The sequence below is a fragment of the Lysobacter capsici genome (genome assembly GCF_014779555.2).
Classification (GTDB): domain Bacteria; phylum Pseudomonadota; class Gammaproteobacteria; order Xanthomonadales; family Xanthomonadaceae; genus Lysobacter; species Lysobacter capsici.
This window is the reverse complement of record NZ_CP094357.1, coordinates 769314-785007: the sequence shown is the minus strand read 5'-3', so window position 1 is coordinate 785007 and position 15694 is coordinate 769314. Positions and strand designations below refer to the sequence as shown.

Sequence of the window (15694 nt, the reverse complement as noted above, 5' to 3'; positions counted from 1 at the left end):
GTCACCTCGATAGCGCTTGAAACATTGAGCAAATCCTATACCTGACGAGCAGCCATATACGTCGAAGTACAAGCGACAGACCCCAAGTTATCTTAATATCGGATCAAACAACAAGACATCAACTTACAACGAAATCTACGCATGTATTGACACGTGGCGGCATGATCAATATCGTCACGGAATCCACTAAAGCCACATATCTCGCAGAACCGCGCAGTTAGCCATTGCAATAACGCATCCCATTCGCTGAATATTTAGCGACAAACTTTCGCCAGATCATCGAAATGGAGAGTAGATGTAAATTGGACTTATAACTTCGGGCACTTTGAAGTAATTCGTCACCACCCCCACCGGATCCGTAGCCAACATTCCCCTTCCCGGCCCATCGTTGCTGTCATCCCACCCCCACGGCGCATTCGCCGAGTTGGTGCTGCAACCGATCGCGCCGCTGCCGCAACCTCCGCTGTTGTCGCCTGCGAAACTGCCGTAGCCGGCGAACAGCCAGTTGTTGTTGCGCTGCTCCCACAGGCCGCCGGGTCCGAAGATGTCGATGAGTTTGTATTTGACGTCGCGGTCGTCGGGGTTCGACGGGACTTCGGCGGTGGTCAACGAGGGGTAATAGATCACGCCGTCGCCGTTGATGTTGTACGCGGGCCAGGCTTTGAGGCCGTGGCCTTTGGCTTCCTGCGCGGTGACCGGGTGCGGGGCGCCCTGGTAGCTCAGGAGCGATAGCGAGCCGTCGACGCTTTCGGCGTTGCCGGTCCAGTTGCTGCCGGCGGGGACGTAGGAGAAAAAATCGGTGTGGGCGACGGTGACCGCGGCTTTCAAGGTGCCGTAGGTCGAGCCGTCGCGGGCGATCGCGAACAGCACGCCTTCGGCGTCGTTCTCGTGTTCGGTGTCGAAGAACGAATCGGTCCAGTCGCGCGGGTGGAAGAACAGGTAGGTGATGAACCAGTGGGTGCCGGTCTCCACGACCGAGTAGTACGCGTGCGCGGCGAGCGGGTAAGCGGATTGGCCGGCGCGGTCCCAGTTGTTGCGCGCGTCGAGGTCGCCGTCGAAGTCGTAGCGGGTGATGTAGTCGGCGCCGCCGCCGAGCGCGTGGCTGCCGGTTTGATCGACGTCCTGGTAATGCACCGGCGCCCAGCGCAATGCGAGCGCGGCGCGGTCGGCGGGCGATTGCGCGGACAGGCCGGCGGCGAAGCTGTCGGTGGCGAACAGCGCGGCGGCGAGGCCACCGATTGCGAGGCAGGCGCGCAGCGCGCGCGAGGTGTCACCGGACCCGATCATCGAACACTCCTTGCGTTGCGGAAGACCGAAGGATGCGAACCGCTTCGTGGCAACGGTATTGCAGGGGCGTTGATGCGAAGACGCGACGGCGCACAGATTCGCTAATCGGCGACGGCGAGTGTCGGGATTGGGAGCGGGGTCACTTGGGGATGCGACGGTGGCGCGATGGCGGAGATCGGCGACGTGGGGCGATGCTGCGGAAGTGTGGCGTGGTCGCGTTTCATACCGGCATCTTTGGCCCGGTGGCCAACGACGCAATCGTGCTGGATATGGCGCACCGAATTGCTCGGGCAGCGCCGCGATTTAAAAAGTAGGCTGGCTGGCGAAGCGCGTGGCTGGCAAGGAGGGGGTACGACCGAGATCGGTCGCGCCGCGGATACTACGGAGCGCAGGTGTCGCTAACAAGGCGATGGGTGTGTTCGAACAGACGCGGCACAGTGGGGTTGTGCGGGGGGCGGAGGCTCAAGTAGCCAGTCCCGCTAGAGACTTCGCAGGTTGCGCGGTGATCTGCGTGGAACGTCGCCGGGGTGCGATCTCACTTCTTTGCCGTCATCCCCGCGAAGGCGGGGATCCAGAGACTTCAGAGCTATGCTTCGGTGAAGCCCTGGATCCCCGCCTTGGCGGGGACGACGAGCAAAAGCGGGTTCGGTCAGGCTCAACCCGAATCCCGAATCCCGATTCCCGAATCCCTACGCTGTCCTGCCGCTGCTGCCAACCAGGCCATCACCCAGCCCGCGCCAACCCGGCAATCTGCCGTATCGCCGCCTCGAACTGCTCCGCCGGCTGGCCGCCCTGGATCAGATGACGGTCGTTGATGATGACCGACGGGACCGCGCGGATGCCCTGACTCTGATAGAAACGCTCCTGCTCGCGCACGGCGTCGGCGTACTCGTCCGAGGCCAGCAGCGAACGTGCGCGATCGGCGTCGAGACCGGTTTCGCCCGCCACGGTGGCAAGCACGTCATGTTGGGAGATATCGCGGCCATCGGTGAAATAAGCCTTGAGCAACGCGTGCTTGAGCGCGCGCTCCTGCGCGGCGCCTACGGCCGCGGCCCAATGCAGCAGGCGATGCGCGTCGAAGGTGTTGTAGATGCGATCGCGCGCATTGAACTGGAAACCGACCGCGGCGCCGCGCTCGCGCAAGGCCTCGCGGTTCTGCGCCAGTTGCTGCGCGCCCAGGCCGTACTTGTGCGCCAGGTGTTCGTCGATGTTCTCGCCTTCCGGCGCCATCTGCGGATTGAGTTCGAACGGCTGGAAATGCAGCTCGACCTCGACCGCGTCGCCGACCCGGGCGATGGCCTGCTCCAGCGAATTCAGGCCGACCGCGCACCACGGGCAGACCACGTCGGAGACGAAATCGATCTTGACCCGCGGCGTGGACGAATCGGGGGACTGGCTCATGGATCGGCTCCGCGCGTGGCGTTGGTATGAACCCACACGATGCGGCCGGCCGCCGCCGGCATCAAGCCAGGCGGCGGCGCATCAGCGGATCGGTGCGTTCCATGCATTCACTCCTGCAACCGATCGAACGATCAGGCGACGCTTTCGACATAGCCCTTGCGCAGCTTTTCCTCGATCAGCTTGACGATCTCGCGCTCGGCGCGCTCGGGCGTGTCGAAACTCTTGATCAGGGTCTGTCCACGCGTGCCGACGCGGCCGAACACCACGGTCATTTCGCCGTCGACCCGGCCGATCCGCCAGAACTTGTGCGAACCGCCCTGCTGCAGCACGAACTCGCGCAAGGCGAGCGCGGTCGATGCGGGCACGGGCGCGATCGGTTCGGGTTGCGGCGCCGATTCGGCGGCCGCTTCGGTCGGCTGCGCGTCCTCGACCGCCGCATCTTCGCTTGCCGCTTCGACCACCAAGGCCGCTTCGATGCGTTCGATCGCCGCCTGCGGATTGCGCAACCAATCCGCGGCCGGCAGATCGATCACCCGCCAGCCGAACGCGCGCAGGATGCCGGGACGGAACACGTAGCGTTCGCGCACGTCCGCCGCGACGGCATCGGGCGCATCGAGCAGGATCGCCAGCGCATAGCCCTCGCCGTCCGGATCGACGATGGCCAAGTCGCAGCGGAACTGCGAGCGGCCGACATGCTCGTGGACGACATGGCCGCGTTCGCGCAGCGCCTTGGCCAGGCTCGTGCGCGCCGCGTCGGCGCGCGCGACGCTGGAGAACGCGCGTTCGGCGCCGGGATTCAAGGCGCCTAGCACGCTCTGCGAACGTTCGGTTTCGCCGCGCGCGCTGGCTTCGGCGAACGCGAGGAACGCGCGCAACGCGGCCGCGCCGTCGTTGTGGGTGTTGGTGATCTGCTCGGCGCGGATCGTGGTCACCACCGCCATGCGATGACGCGCGCGGCTGAAGATCACGTTGAGACGCTTCTCGCCGCCGCGCTGGTTGATCGGGCCGAAGTTCATCAGCATGCGGCCGTCGGGACCGGGCGCGTAGCAGATGCTCAGCAGGATTACGTCGCGCTCGTCGCCCTGCACGTTCTCCAGGTTCTTGACGAACAAGCCGTTGAACTGGTCCTCGTCTTCGCGCAGGTATTCGCGCTCCAGGCGCGCAGCGAAGTCGGCGTCCTGCGCGGCCAGCGCCTCCAGCGCCGATTCGATCTCGCCCTGCTGCGCTTCGGAGAACGCGACCACGCCCAGGCTCAGGCCGCTGTCGCGGCGCAGCAGTTCGCGCACCAGCCCGGCGATGTAGCGCGCTTCGGCCAGATTGCAGCGGTTCGCGTAGACGCCGTCCTCGATCCGGTGATGGCTCAACGGCCGGGCAAGCAAGGCATCGACGCCGGTGACGGCGGCCTGCTCGTCGGCGGCGCGCAAGTTCAGCGATTGTTCGCTGCGCGTGTCCAGGCCGCGATCGGGAATGGTGATCAGGCGGCCGTCGTAGAACGCGGCATTGGAGAAACTGATCAGCGCTTCGTGGCGGCTGCGGTAATGCCAGGCCAGCAGTGTCGCCGGCAGGTTGCGCGCGGCCTGATTGAGCAGGCTATCGGCATCGAGATTGATCGCGATGCGTTCGCCGTCTTCCTCGGCGACTATGGCGTTGTCGTCGTCATCGCCGGCCGCGGAGAAGAAGCTGGTCGGCGGCAACTGCATTTCGTCGCCGACCACCACCACCTGGGGCGCGCGGCTCAGCGCCGGCACGGCTTCCTCGGTGGGGATCTGGCTGGCTTCGTCGAAGATCACCACGTCGAACAGATCGGCGCTGAGCGGCAGGGTGTCGGACACCGACAGCGGGCTCATCAGCCAGATCGGCTTGAGATCGTTGACCACCAGGCCGGTGTCGCCGCCGGCGAGTTCGCGGATCGAGCGATAGCGCATGCTCTTGCCGAATTCGTGCTCGAGTTCGCGCCGACCGGTGGCATAGCGCTTCTTGAACAGCTTGCCGTCGGCATCGAGCTGGCTCGCCGACAACGAGGACTGGCGCACGCGTTCGAGGAACTGGCGATGCAGGGTCGCGCGCACCACCCCGGCATTGCGCTGCAACAGCTCGCGTTCGGCGCGCGCGGCGCGGTGCGCGGCGTCGGCCAGGGCGCGCGCATCGAAACGGGCGAGTTCGGGCTGTTCGCGATGCAGCCGCGCCAGCGACTCGTCGAGGATCACGCCATCCAGCTGCGCCGGCGCGAGGTCCAGTTGTTGCAGGGCGCGCGCATACGCGGGGCCGGCGGCGTGCATCGCGCGCAGCGGCGGCAAAGCATCGGGCAAATCGTCGAGGCTTTCGCGCAGGTCGCGGGTCCATTCGGCGAATTCGCCCAGGCTCAGCGTGTCCGGCAGATCCAGCGAGGTCTGGGCGATCTCCTGCAGACGCACGGCGGCGCCAGCGAAGCCGGCTTCGCGTTGTGCGTAAGCCACCGGGTCCGGCGTGGCCTGCAGGTGTTCGTGCAGGCGGCGCAGGATCGGCGAGGTCGGCAGCGCGTTGCGCCACAGCTGCAGGGTCTGCAGGAACGGGCTCAATGCCGGCGTATCCAGACGCGCGCGCATCCGTTCTTCGAACGCGACGCATTCGTTGGCGGCATGTTGATGCGCGGCCTGCGCTTCCAGCACCTGGACCAGGCTCGGCCGCACCGCGTGCTGGCTGAAGTCGTAGCTGCGCGCCATGGTGCCGCGCAAACGCCACCATGAGGGCTTGAGCCAACGCAGCGGCGAGCGCTCTTCGCTGCGCGCGATCGCCAACGCCGCCTGCGTGTCCGGTTCGGAGAACGACACCTTCCAATGCACGGTGTGCTTGCCGGCTTCGGCGCGGCGGCGCTCGAGTTGTTCGAAGGCCTCGCTGTCCTGGCGCAATTGGCTGCTCGCGGCCGATGCCGGGTCGAGCAGATCAGGATGCGCGGCCAGCCGGGCGTCGTCGATCTTGCGCGCCATCGCGGTCAGGGTGGCCGCATCGGCGAGCGTGGTCTGCGGCGTCAGCAGACTGCGTTCGTCGTCGAAGGCCGCATCGAGCCGGTCGACTTGTTCATCGCAATCGGCCAGCACCGCCTCGGTGTCGGCATAGGCGCGCTCGCCGCCGAGCAGCCGCGCCGACAGACGCGCGAACGGATGCGCGGCCAGTCGGTCGTTGCCGTAGCGCTCGCGCAGCAGCGCCTGCAAGCCTTCGCGCGCGCCGCGTTCGCGCTCCCACAGGGCGTAATCGGGCAGTTGCTCGCGTTCGCGCGCGCCCAGCTCGACCGGCGCCGGCAGTTCGACCGCACGTCGCAGCAATGCGCGCACGCTGGCGCCCAATCGCTGCGGAATCGCGGCCATGCCGTTTTCGTAACGCTCGATCTGGCGCAGCTGCGCGGCCAGCGCCTCGTGCACCGCCGCGCGCGCCTGGGTCAGCGACTCGTGCTGATGCGCCTGGGCGATCCAGCGCTCGTAGCAATCGCGCAGATCGTGGACGAAGGCTTTCTTGTCGGTCTGCGAGTCGTGGATCAGGCAGCACAACTCGTCCAGGCCGGCCTGCTTGAGCCGATGGAACACCACGTCGAGCGCGGCGCGCTTCTCGCAAACGAACAACACGCGCTGGCCGCGGCCGGCGTAATCGGCGATCAGGTTGGTGATGGTCTGCGATTTGCCGGTGCCGGGCGGGCCTTGAATGATGAAGCTGCGACCGCCGCGCGCCAGCGCGACCGCGGCGTTCTGGGTCGCGTCGCTGGCGACCACGTTCCATTGCTGATCCGGCGCGATCGGCGCCGGCGGCGCGACATCGACCTCGCGCGGCTCGATCGAGAAGATCCGGTCGAAGCCGCCGCGCGCGGCGTCGGCCGAGGTCGGGTCGTCCTCGATCAACTGCGCGTAGTCGCGCACCAGCGACATCTTCTTGTAGTTGAAATTGGCCAGGGTGACCTGGGTCAGGTCGAAGTCCCAGGCGTAGGCATGCCCGGTATCGTCCTGCAGCGCGTAGGTGGTGTGTTCGATCTCATCGCTGGCCGCGCTCATGCGCTGCGGCTGCGGAATCGGCGCGGCGCCGACCGCGGCGCGCAACGGCAGCGGGCTGGGCTGCACGCGCTGGCGGAACAAGGCCAGCCCAAGCGGACGGTAATCCTCGCGTTCGTAACTGAAATCCGGACGCTGCGCGTCGGGCTTGATCCGCCCGCCGCTGCGACGCTGGTACTGCTGCAAACGCTGTACCGCCTTGCGCCGGATCAGCTCGATCGCCGGCTTGCTCTGCAGGCGCAGTTCGACCCCGGGCTCGGACGCGCGAATCTGCGCGGCCAGGTCGGCGTGGATCGATTCGATCGAGACCTTCTGCAGATCGACGGTTTCGGGCAACTGGATGTCGTAGAGCTGGCGCAGATAATGACGCAAGGCCGGGTTGAATTCGGCCTCGCCGTCCTCGCACTGGATCACGTACTGATCGCGCACGCCCTTCTTTCGCACCAGTTCGACCGGAAGCCACAGCAGCGGCGAAACGAAGCGCTGCTCGAGGTCTTCCTTGAGGTTGTGCCAGCGCAGGAAGGCCACGACCAGACGCAGATGGCTGAAACCGAACTCGGCGCGGTCGCGGCGGGTTTCCTGGGCGATCCGGTCCAGCGCCGCCGGCAGATACGGCTGATCGTCGAAACGCAGCCAGCGATGCAGGCTCACCGGTTTGCCGGCGATCACCTCGTTGGCGAACTCGCCGCTCCAGGTGCATAGCTGCTCGGGTCGGATGCTGCCCAGTTGCAGCACGATCGGCACGCTGGCGATCGTCAGATTGACGCTGGCCTGGGTCGCGCGGAATTGCAGCAGGCGATTGCGCCGCGACAAATCGAACAGGCGATCGCGCAGGTGGGACAGCACCGCGATCCGGCGCGGGCTGTGGCCTTTCGCATCCGACAGCACCCGCTCGACATCCAGGCTCATCGGCTGGTCGCGATAGGTCTCCAGGCGTTGCACCAGTTCGGCCAGATCGGTCGCGCGTTCGTGCCGGTTCAACGCGGTCATCTCGACGATGATCGCGGCCAGCACCGGATTCAGACGCGGATTGATCCGGAACAGGTTCTGCCGTTGCGCGGCGAACATATCCAGATCGTCGGTGTCGTCGAAATCCAGGCCGCAGGCGAGGCTGGCGAGCACCTGCCCGAGCTGGAAGATGTCGCCGATTTCGTCGTGATGGCCGAGCGCGAGTTCCCAGCAGCGATAACCCGGCAGGTACACCGGGCGTTCGATCGGTTGCGCGAGATCGTGGTGGGTGTGCAGGTTTTCCAGACTGCTGCCGTGGGCGGCGTCCTGGGTGACGCGCAGTTCGCCGACGATGTTGAGGGTCGATCCCGGCGGCGGCTGGACCTTGCGCAGGCGTTCGATGTCGAGCGTCGGCAGGCGACCTTCGGGCGCGCGCAAGCCCAGGCCGCTGTCGGCGGCATACACGATGTCGTCGGCGTTGAGCGCGGCGACCCGACCGTGCGCATGCAGCTGCGCGACCGCGCGCAGCAGCGGCAAGGCCAGGAACAGCACGTCGTCGGTGGCCAGGCCGGCGCCGCGCTGGGCCGCGATCACCGCGCGCAGGTTGTCGCCGTCGATGCGGGCCGGGTCGATCGGGGTCGGTATCGCGCTTTCAGGCGTCACAGTCGGTGAACTCATGCCGCGCGCTCCTGATCGAGCCGGCGCACCAGCTTGTCGAGTTCGCGCTTGCCCAGCCCGGCGTCGCGCTTGAGCGCGGCCAGGAACTCGCCGCGACCGCCCATGCTCGCGGCCAGGCGCGCGGTTTCCAGCAATGCCGTCTCGCGCTGATCGGCGTCGATCAAGGCGAAGTCGAGCATCACGCTGTGCAGATAGCCGCGCACGCTGTCGTCGATGCGATCGGGCGCGAGCGCTTCGTCGTCGGCCGCGGGCTCTTGATCGCCCCAATCGGGAAAATAGCTTCGTGCCTGCTGCCGCGCGGCGTCGGAATCCAGCGCCGGCATCGCCAGCAGGCGCGCGATGAAACGCCGGGTCAGCGCGCGCAGTTCGATCTGATCGAGCAGGTCGAGCCGATCGAACGACAACGGCCCCTGCAGGCGCTGGCGCAGCCAGCTGTCGGTATCGGCCGCGCCGCGCCACCAGCGATCGACCGCCTGCGCGCGCAGATATGCTTCCGGGTGGGTTTCGCCGCGGCTGTGGCGCGGATCGTCGCGCTCGACTTCCTCGGCCTGACCCAGGTACGCGGTCGGATCGACATTGCCCAGGCCGGTATGCACCTTGACCAGGATCGCGACCGCCGGCAGCGCCGCCTGCGCCGCGACCGCGGCGCCGCGGTCGGCGAAGATCTCGGTGTGCAGGCTGTAGCGGCGCGCGCTTTCGGCGTGGCTGCTCGCGGCCTGCGGATCGGCCATGCAGTGGTCGAGGATGCGCTGGGCGGTGTGGTAATCGCCGCCGTCGAGCGTCCACAGTTTGTAATGCGCAAGTTCGTGACCCAGCAGCGCGCTCAGTTCGATCTCGTCCAGGCGTTCGAGCACCGCGCCGGCCAGCACCACGTGCGCCTCGCCGGGCAGGAACCACAGGCTCGCGCCCATCGCGCCGTCGCCGGCCTGGTACAGAGTGACGTTGGCTTCGATGCCCAGGCGCGCGAGCACGTCGCCGCACAGCGCATGCACTCGCGGATGCGAGCCGGCGGTCAGCCGATAGGTCTTGCGCAGCAGTTCGGTGCGCAGTTCCTGGGCGTGCTGGGTCTGCACGCTCAGCGACGAGGCCCAGGCCCAGACCTCGGGTTCGGCGCGCTTGAAATGCGCGACCAGGGCCTGGTGATACGGCAACGGCGCCAGCGCATGCGGCGCGGCCTGCGCGCCGGCTGCCGCGTCGATGTCGTCGTCCTTGGGCTGTGCTGCATCCATCGCGTTCGTGTTCTCCGGGCCGGGCGCCGCCGGCCGCATCGGGCGACCGCGGGTCGGCGTGGTTTGGTCAAGCCGTCACGATACAGGGCGGCGCCGGCCGCTCGCCGAATCGACTCGGATCGGGCCGAACCGAAGCGGCCCAGGCGGTCGCGACGGTCCCGCCCCGGGTTTGGGCGGGCTTCGAAAAACCCCGCCAAGAGTGATGACTAGATCACAAAAATCGGCGCAGAATAACCATGGCGGCCGGCAATGGGGCGACCGCCGATCATCGAACGGGCCGCCCGCGAGCCGGTGCGCCATCGCACAGGGGAAATCATGGAAACGATGTATCCGGCCGGACCTGCGTCCGTGCCCGCGCAATTGACTGCACCCAGTGCCGCCTACAAGCGTCACGCCTGGCTGGCGATGGCCGGCCTGCTGGCCTTCGTGTCGATCTACTTCGCCCTGCTGGGCTGGTTCGGCTGGACCGCGTACCGACTGCTCGCCAGCATCGTGCGCGGCAGCACCGACAACGTCGTGCTCGCCGCCGGCGCCGGCATCTGCGCGGCGTTCCTGTGCGTGTTCATGGCCAAGGCGCTGGTGTTCACCAAGCGCGGCGGCAAGGACGCGCAGGACATGGAACTCAAGCCGGCCGATCAGCCCGAGCTGTTCGCGTTCCTGCACCGCCTGGCCGACGAAGCCGGCGCGCCGCGCCCGCACCGGGTGTTCCTGTCGCCGCGGGTCAACGCCGGGGTGTTCTACGACCTGTCGCTGGCCAATCTGATCGTGCCGTCGAAGAAGAACCTGGAAATCGGCCTGGCCTTGGTCAACGTCCTCAACCTGGGCGAACTCAAGGCCGTGCTCGCGCACGAATTCGGCCATTTCGCCCAGCGCACGATGGCGGTCGGACGCTGGGTCTACATCGCCCAGCAGATCGCCGCGCACATCATCGCCAAGCGCGATGCGTTCGACGATTTCCTGCGCGGGCTGTCGCGCTTCGACCTGCGCGTGGCCTGGATCGGCTGGCTGCTGTCGCTGATCGTGTGGTCGATCCGCTCGCTGGTGGAAATCGTGTTCCGGGTGGTGGTGCTGGCCCAGCGCGCGCTGTCGCGCGAGATGGAATACCAGGCCGATCTGGTCGCCGCCTCGCTGACCGGCAGCGATGCGCTGGTGCATGCCCTGCACCGCCTGGGCGCGGCCGACGACGCCTGGGACCGCACCTTGAACTTCGCCAACCGCGAATACGCCAACAAGCGTCCGGTGGTCGACCTGTTCGCGATCCAGACCCGCATCATCGAAAACCTGCGCAGCGTGTTCGCCGACTCGCAGTACGGCGAGCCGCCGCAACTGCCGGCGCAGGACCGCGATCGCCACCGCGTGTTCCGCAACGAAATGGCGCAGCCGCCGCAGATGTGGTCGACCCATCCGGCCAACAGCGATCGCGAACACAATATCAAGCGCGTGTACATCGCCTGCGATATCGACCCGCGTCCGGCGGTGTCGCTGTTGCGCGATCCGCAGGCGCTCAAGCAGCGCATGTCGCGCGAGATGATCGACACGCCCGATCCGCTGCCGTTCGTGCCGATCGAAGAATCGTTGCGGCACCTGCAAAGCGATTACGCCGACCTGGCCCTGGACCGCCGCTTCCGCGGCACGTACCTGGGCCGTTCGATCGTGCGCGAATGCGAGCAGCCCGGCGAGCTGTACTACGGCATTCCCGCCGGCACCGACCTGGGCGAGCATCTGGCCGGGCTGTATCCGGAATCGCACGGCCAGAACCTGGAGCGCCTGCGCGAGCTGGAATCCGAACGCGGCGTTCTGGAAGCCATGCGCCAGGGCCACCTGCGCGCGCCCGGCGGCATGCTGCGCTGGCGCGGCAGCGAGCTGCCGGCCAAGCAATTGCCGAAGGTGATCGAGGAACTCGACGCCGAACTGGCGCCGCTGCGCAAGGACGTGCGCGAACACGACCGTCGCTGCCGCAGCGTCCACCTCGCCGCCGCGCGCGCGCTGGGCGGGCCGTGGGAGGAATTCCTGCGCGGCCAGCTGGCGGTGCTGCATTACGCCGACCACAGCTGCGCCAACGTGCTCGATGCCAACGCGCTGTTCGTCAACACCTACGAGGTGGTGACCGCGGACCGCAAGGTCTCGTCGAGCGAACTCACCCGGCTGCTGCGCTCGGCCAACGAATTGCACGGCGTGCTGCGCGAACTGCACGAGCACGCCGCGCAGGTGAAGCTGGACTGGCGCATCGCCGAAAAACTCGGGGTCAACGACTGGGCCGAGGCAATGGGCGCGTTCACCCTGCCGCCGGCGAGCCAGGAAAACATCGACCCTTGGCTGAAGGCGATCGACAACTGGGTGCGCGGCACCACCGGCCCGCTGTCGGCGCTGCGCAACGCGGCGCTGGAAAGCCTGCTGGCGACCGAGAACGAGGTCGCGCAGCGCCTGCATGCTCGGGCGAACGGCGAACCTGAGCCGGCCGCGTTCGAACGCTCGCGGTTCGATCGGCCCGCGGCGGATGCAACGACGCTGGGCGAAGCAGCGTCCAGCGACGCCGCACTCGTCCAGCCGCCGTCGGATGAAGCCGTCGTCGACGCGCCCATCGCGCGGCCCGACACGGCCGCCGCCGCGCCCTCGCATTACCCGCGCCTGCTACCCAACGGCAATCGCCGCCTGCAGACCAAGCTGGGCTGGTGGGATCGCTTCCAGACCGCCGACGGCTTCGTGCCGGCGCTGGCGCGGGTCGCCGCGGCCGGCGGCATCGTCGGCACGGTGCTGTTCTTCGGCGCGTCGCTGGGCATGGCCAAGATCACCGTGATCAACGGCCTGGCCCAGGCGATGAAGGTGCGGGTCGACGAGACCACGGTCGAGGTCGGGCCGTTGCAGCACCTCACCTTCGAACTGCCCGGCGAAGGCCGCCACCACGTGGTCACCTCGACCGCCGACGGCGCCTCGGTCGAAGAGTTCGACAGCGACGCCGGCGCCACCAGCGGGCACTTCGTCTACAACATCGCCGGCGCCGCGCCGTTGGTGGAATGGACCGCGGTGTACGGCTCGCGCGCGCAAGTGCCCGAACGCAAGCTCGGCGCGCCGCGCTGGACCACGACCTCGGCCGACTACATCTTCGAAGAGCCGCCCAAGCAGATCAGCACCAAGGGCGAAGGCGGCAGCCGCACGGTGTTGATGGGTTATGCCGATCTGTCGCCGGTGTACCAGATGGATCTGGTCGACGGCGAGGAACGCCAGGCCGACATCGCGGCCACGCACGCGCGCTGGGACGCCGGCGATTCGCAGTATCTGTCGACCTGGCTGGCGCTCGCCGGCAAGCGCAAGGATTTCGCCGACCTGATCGCGCAACGCCTGCGTCGCGCCCCGGCCGAGGTCATCACCCTGCGCGCCGAACAGGACGCAGCCTGGGGCTCGTCGGCCTATGCCCGGGTGTGCGAACGCCATCGCGCGCTGGCGGCGCAGTCGCCGCAATCGGCCGATCTGCACTATGTCGCGACGCGTTGCGGCGACGACGACGACGCCCAGACCCAGGCCTTCCACGACGGCCATGCGCGCTGGCCCGACAACGGCTGGTTCGCCCTGGCCTCGGGTTATTCGCGCGCCGAGCATGCGCAGTGGACCAGCGCGCTGCCGTTGCTGCAGCAGGCGGCGAAGATGCCGCAGGTCGGCGAATGGGTCGCGCTGGAAATCGCCCGCGCCCAGCGCGCGATCGGCGGCGAGGCGGCGGTCGACCTGGGCGGCAAGGTCAGCTCGACCCAGTTCGAACGGCTGATGACGGTCGAACAGGGCAAGTTGCCGCCGGACTCGCCGTACTCGGCCTACACCTCGCTCAAGCGCGGCGATCTGCAGTCGGCCTTGCGCATCGCCCAGGGCGACGAGGAGCTGCGCGCGCAGATGCTGCGCCTGGTCGCCGCGTCCGACGGCGCTCCGCGCGAGGCCGTGGCCGAAGCGCTCAAGCTGATGCCGCACGAAGGCATGAACGATGTCAGCGCCTGGACCGCGCTGGCGCTGGCCACGCGCGAACACGACGACAACCCGCGCCTGCGCGAACTGGCGCTGCAGTCGGACCCGCGCGAAGCGGCGAAGATCGCCGCGTTCTTCGATGCGGTGAAGCGCGGCGCGAGCAGCGCCGACGCCGAACGCGCGCTCGGCCCGGTCACCGCGCGTTCGCGCGGGCTGGCTTACAGCACCGCGGCGATCGTGCTGGGCGAGCGTTGTCCGCAGGCCTGGCGCGAGGGGGCCAAGCGGTTGTTGTTTACGGTGGAGCGGCCGTATTTTTCTTGAGCCGGGATTCGGGATTCGGGAATCGGGAATCGGGAATCGGGAATCGGGAATCGGGAATTCGCAATCGTAGTTCGTAGTTCGTAGAAAAATGGCGGCTGCCGATCGTTCGCGACGGCAGCCGCTTTCGTTATGGCGTTCGCATTCCGACGACGCCTCGCAGTCCGACGGCACAACCCATCCCCGCGCATTTTTTGCTCGTCATCCCCGCGAAGGCGGGGATCCAGAGACTTCAGAGTCATGTCGCAATGAAGCCCCGCTTCCCCGCCCATGCGGGAATGACGGCGTGCAAGTCGCGCTGAGTAAACCCGATCATGCGGCGAAATTGCCGTCCCGGCGCCCCCAGCTTTGCCGCAATGGCCGTCTTGATCGCGAAACTGACTGTTGCCAAGCCGCCCCTGGCGCCTTCGCTCCCCACTGCGCACACTGTGCAGGCCCCATCAGCCCGCGCGCGGTCCGCGCAGCGGCGCCATCGATCCGCCCCTTGCGCGCGACGCCCGCCTCGCGCGGTCCGTGCGTATCTCGCCTTCCCCCTTCGAATCCGTAACCGCATGAGCGTCAGCACTGTCCCTTCGTCCCTCGCGCGCCCGCTCTGGCAGGGTCGCGCCTGGGTGCTCGCCGGCATCGTGCTGTCGGCGTTCACCTTGCGCACCGCGGTCACTTCGCTGACTCCGCTGCTGGATGCGCTGGGCCGGGAATTCCAGTTCGGCGCGACCATGACCGGCGTGTTCGGCATGGTCCCGACCGCCGCGTTCGCGCTGTTCGGCGTGGCGACCCCGGCCCTGGCCCACCGCATCGGCCTGGAACGCGCGGCGCTGCTGGCGATGGCGATGGCCGCCCTGGGCCTGCTCGCGCGCGCCTTCGTCGGCGATACCTTGCAGCTGTTGCTCGCCAACGCATTCGCCCTGGCCGGCATGGGCATCGGCAACGTGGTGCTGCCGCCGCTGGTCAAACGCTATTTCGCCGATCGCGTCGGCACCGTCAGCACCGCCTACATCACCGTGCTGCAACTGGGCACGATCCTGCCCGCGCTGGCCGCGGTGCCGTTGATGCAGGCCTCGGGCTGGCGCGTGTCGCTGGGTTCGTGGTCGCTGGTCGCGGTCGCCGCGGCGCTGCCGTGGCTGGCGGTGCTGTGGATGGAAGCGCGCGGCCGCTCCGAACCGGCGCGCGAACTCGCCCGCGCGCACGATCACGCGGTACACGGCGGCGACGCCGCGCCCGAACTCGCCGCCAGCGCGCCGCGCGGCCGCGTGTGGCGCTCGCCGGTGGCCTGGGGCATGGCGCTGATGTTCGGCATGACCTCGCTGATCACCTACTCGATGTTCACCTGGCTGCCCAAGCTGCTGATCGAAGCCGGCGGCAGCCCCGCGCTGGGCGGCAGCATGGTCGCGCTGTTCTCGACCCTGGGCATGATCAGCGCGCTGTGCATGCCGGCGCTCGCGGTGCGGGTGGCCAATCCGTTTCCGATCGTGCTGGTGTGCGTGCTCGCGTATCTCGGCGGCTTCGCCGGCCTGTTGCTGGCGCCGATGCACGGCACCTTCGTCTGGGTCGGCCTGATCGGCCTGGGCCCGAGCACCTTCCCGCTGGCGCTGACCCTGATCAATCTGCGCACGCGCTCGCCGGCCGGCTCGGCCGCGCTGTCGGGGTTCATGCAGGGCCTGGGTTACACCATCAGCTGCCTGGGCCCGCTTGCGTTCGGCTGGCTGCACGAACTCAGCCACGGCTGGGTGTGGCCGTTCGCGATGCTGGGCGCTTGCCTGGTGATCCTGGTGATCGGCGGACGCATGGCGTGCAAGCCGCGGATGCTGGAAGACAGCTGGTAGTCCGATCGCGACGGCATGGCATCGCACATATCGGCAATCAGCC

At 67.8% G+C, this 15694-nt stretch carries 6 protein-coding genes; 2 read left to right on the top strand and 4 right to left on the bottom strand.

Annotation, left to right across the window (positions count from 1 at the left end):
* Positions 1-276 precede the first annotated feature (276 nt).
* From IEQ11_RS03155 to IEQ11_RS03140, 4 genes are all read right to left on the bottom strand, one after another.
* The gene (locus IEQ11_RS03155) at positions 277-1287 is read right to left on the bottom strand and encodes a hypothetical protein (RefSeq protein WP_191821247.1); all 1011 of its coding nucleotides are present in this window, start codon (positions 1285-1287) and stop codon (positions 277-279) included.
* A 723-nt stretch (positions 1288-2010) separates the two neighbouring features.
* Entirely contained in the window at positions 2011-2688 is a 678-nt protein-coding gene (locus tag IEQ11_RS03150; protein WP_191821248.1) for a DsbA family oxidoreductase, read from the bottom strand.
* A gap of 131 nt (positions 2689-2819) precedes the next feature.
* Complete coding sequence (locus tag IEQ11_RS03145; RefSeq protein WP_191821249.1) at positions 2820-8330, bottom strand: AAA domain-containing protein; 5511 nt, start codon at positions 8328-8330, stop codon at positions 2820-2822.
* A complete protein-coding gene (locus IEQ11_RS03140) occupies positions 8327-9559 on the bottom strand; it encodes a M48 family metalloprotease (RefSeq protein WP_191821250.1) in 1233 nt (410 codons plus the stop codon). Before IEQ11_RS03140 ends, IEQ11_RS03145 begins: the two co-directional genes overlap by 4 nt.
* A 360-nt stretch (positions 9560-9919) precedes the next feature.
* On the opposite strand from IEQ11_RS03140, the gene IEQ11_RS03135 reads away from it, so the two are divergent.
* A complete protein-coding gene (locus tag IEQ11_RS03135; RefSeq protein WP_191821251.1) occupies positions 9920-13831 on the top strand; it encodes a M48 family metallopeptidase in 3912 nt (1303 codons plus the stop codon).
* A 548-nt stretch (positions 13832-14379) separates the two neighbouring features.
* Entirely contained in the window at positions 14380-15651 is a 1272-nt protein-coding gene (locus IEQ11_RS03130) for an MFS transporter (protein ID WP_046659968.1), read from the top strand.
* Positions 15652-15694 lie beyond the last annotated feature (43 nt).

What these genes read in the sequence shown, in the direction of transcription:
- IEQ11_RS03155 (WP_191821247.1), bottom strand. Translation starts at nt 1,287, where the DNA reads ATGATCGGGTCCGGTGACACCTCGCGCGCGCTGCGCGCCTGCCTCGCA.
- IEQ11_RS03150 (WP_191821248.1), bottom strand. Translation starts at nt 2,688, where the DNA reads ATGAGCCAGTCCCCCGATTCGTCCACGCCGCGGGTCAAGATCGATTTC.
- IEQ11_RS03145 (WP_191821249.1), bottom strand. Translation starts at nt 8,330, where the DNA reads ATGAGTTCACCGACTGTGACGCCTGAAAGCGCGATACCGACCCCGATC.
- IEQ11_RS03140 (WP_191821250.1), bottom strand. Translation starts at nt 9,559, where the DNA reads ATGGATGCAGCACAGCCCAAGGACGACGACATCGACGCGGCAGCCGGC.
- IEQ11_RS03130 (WP_046659968.1), top strand. Translation starts at nt 14,380, where the DNA reads ATGAGCGTCAGCACTGTCCCTTCGTCCCTCGCGCGCCCGCTCTGGCAG.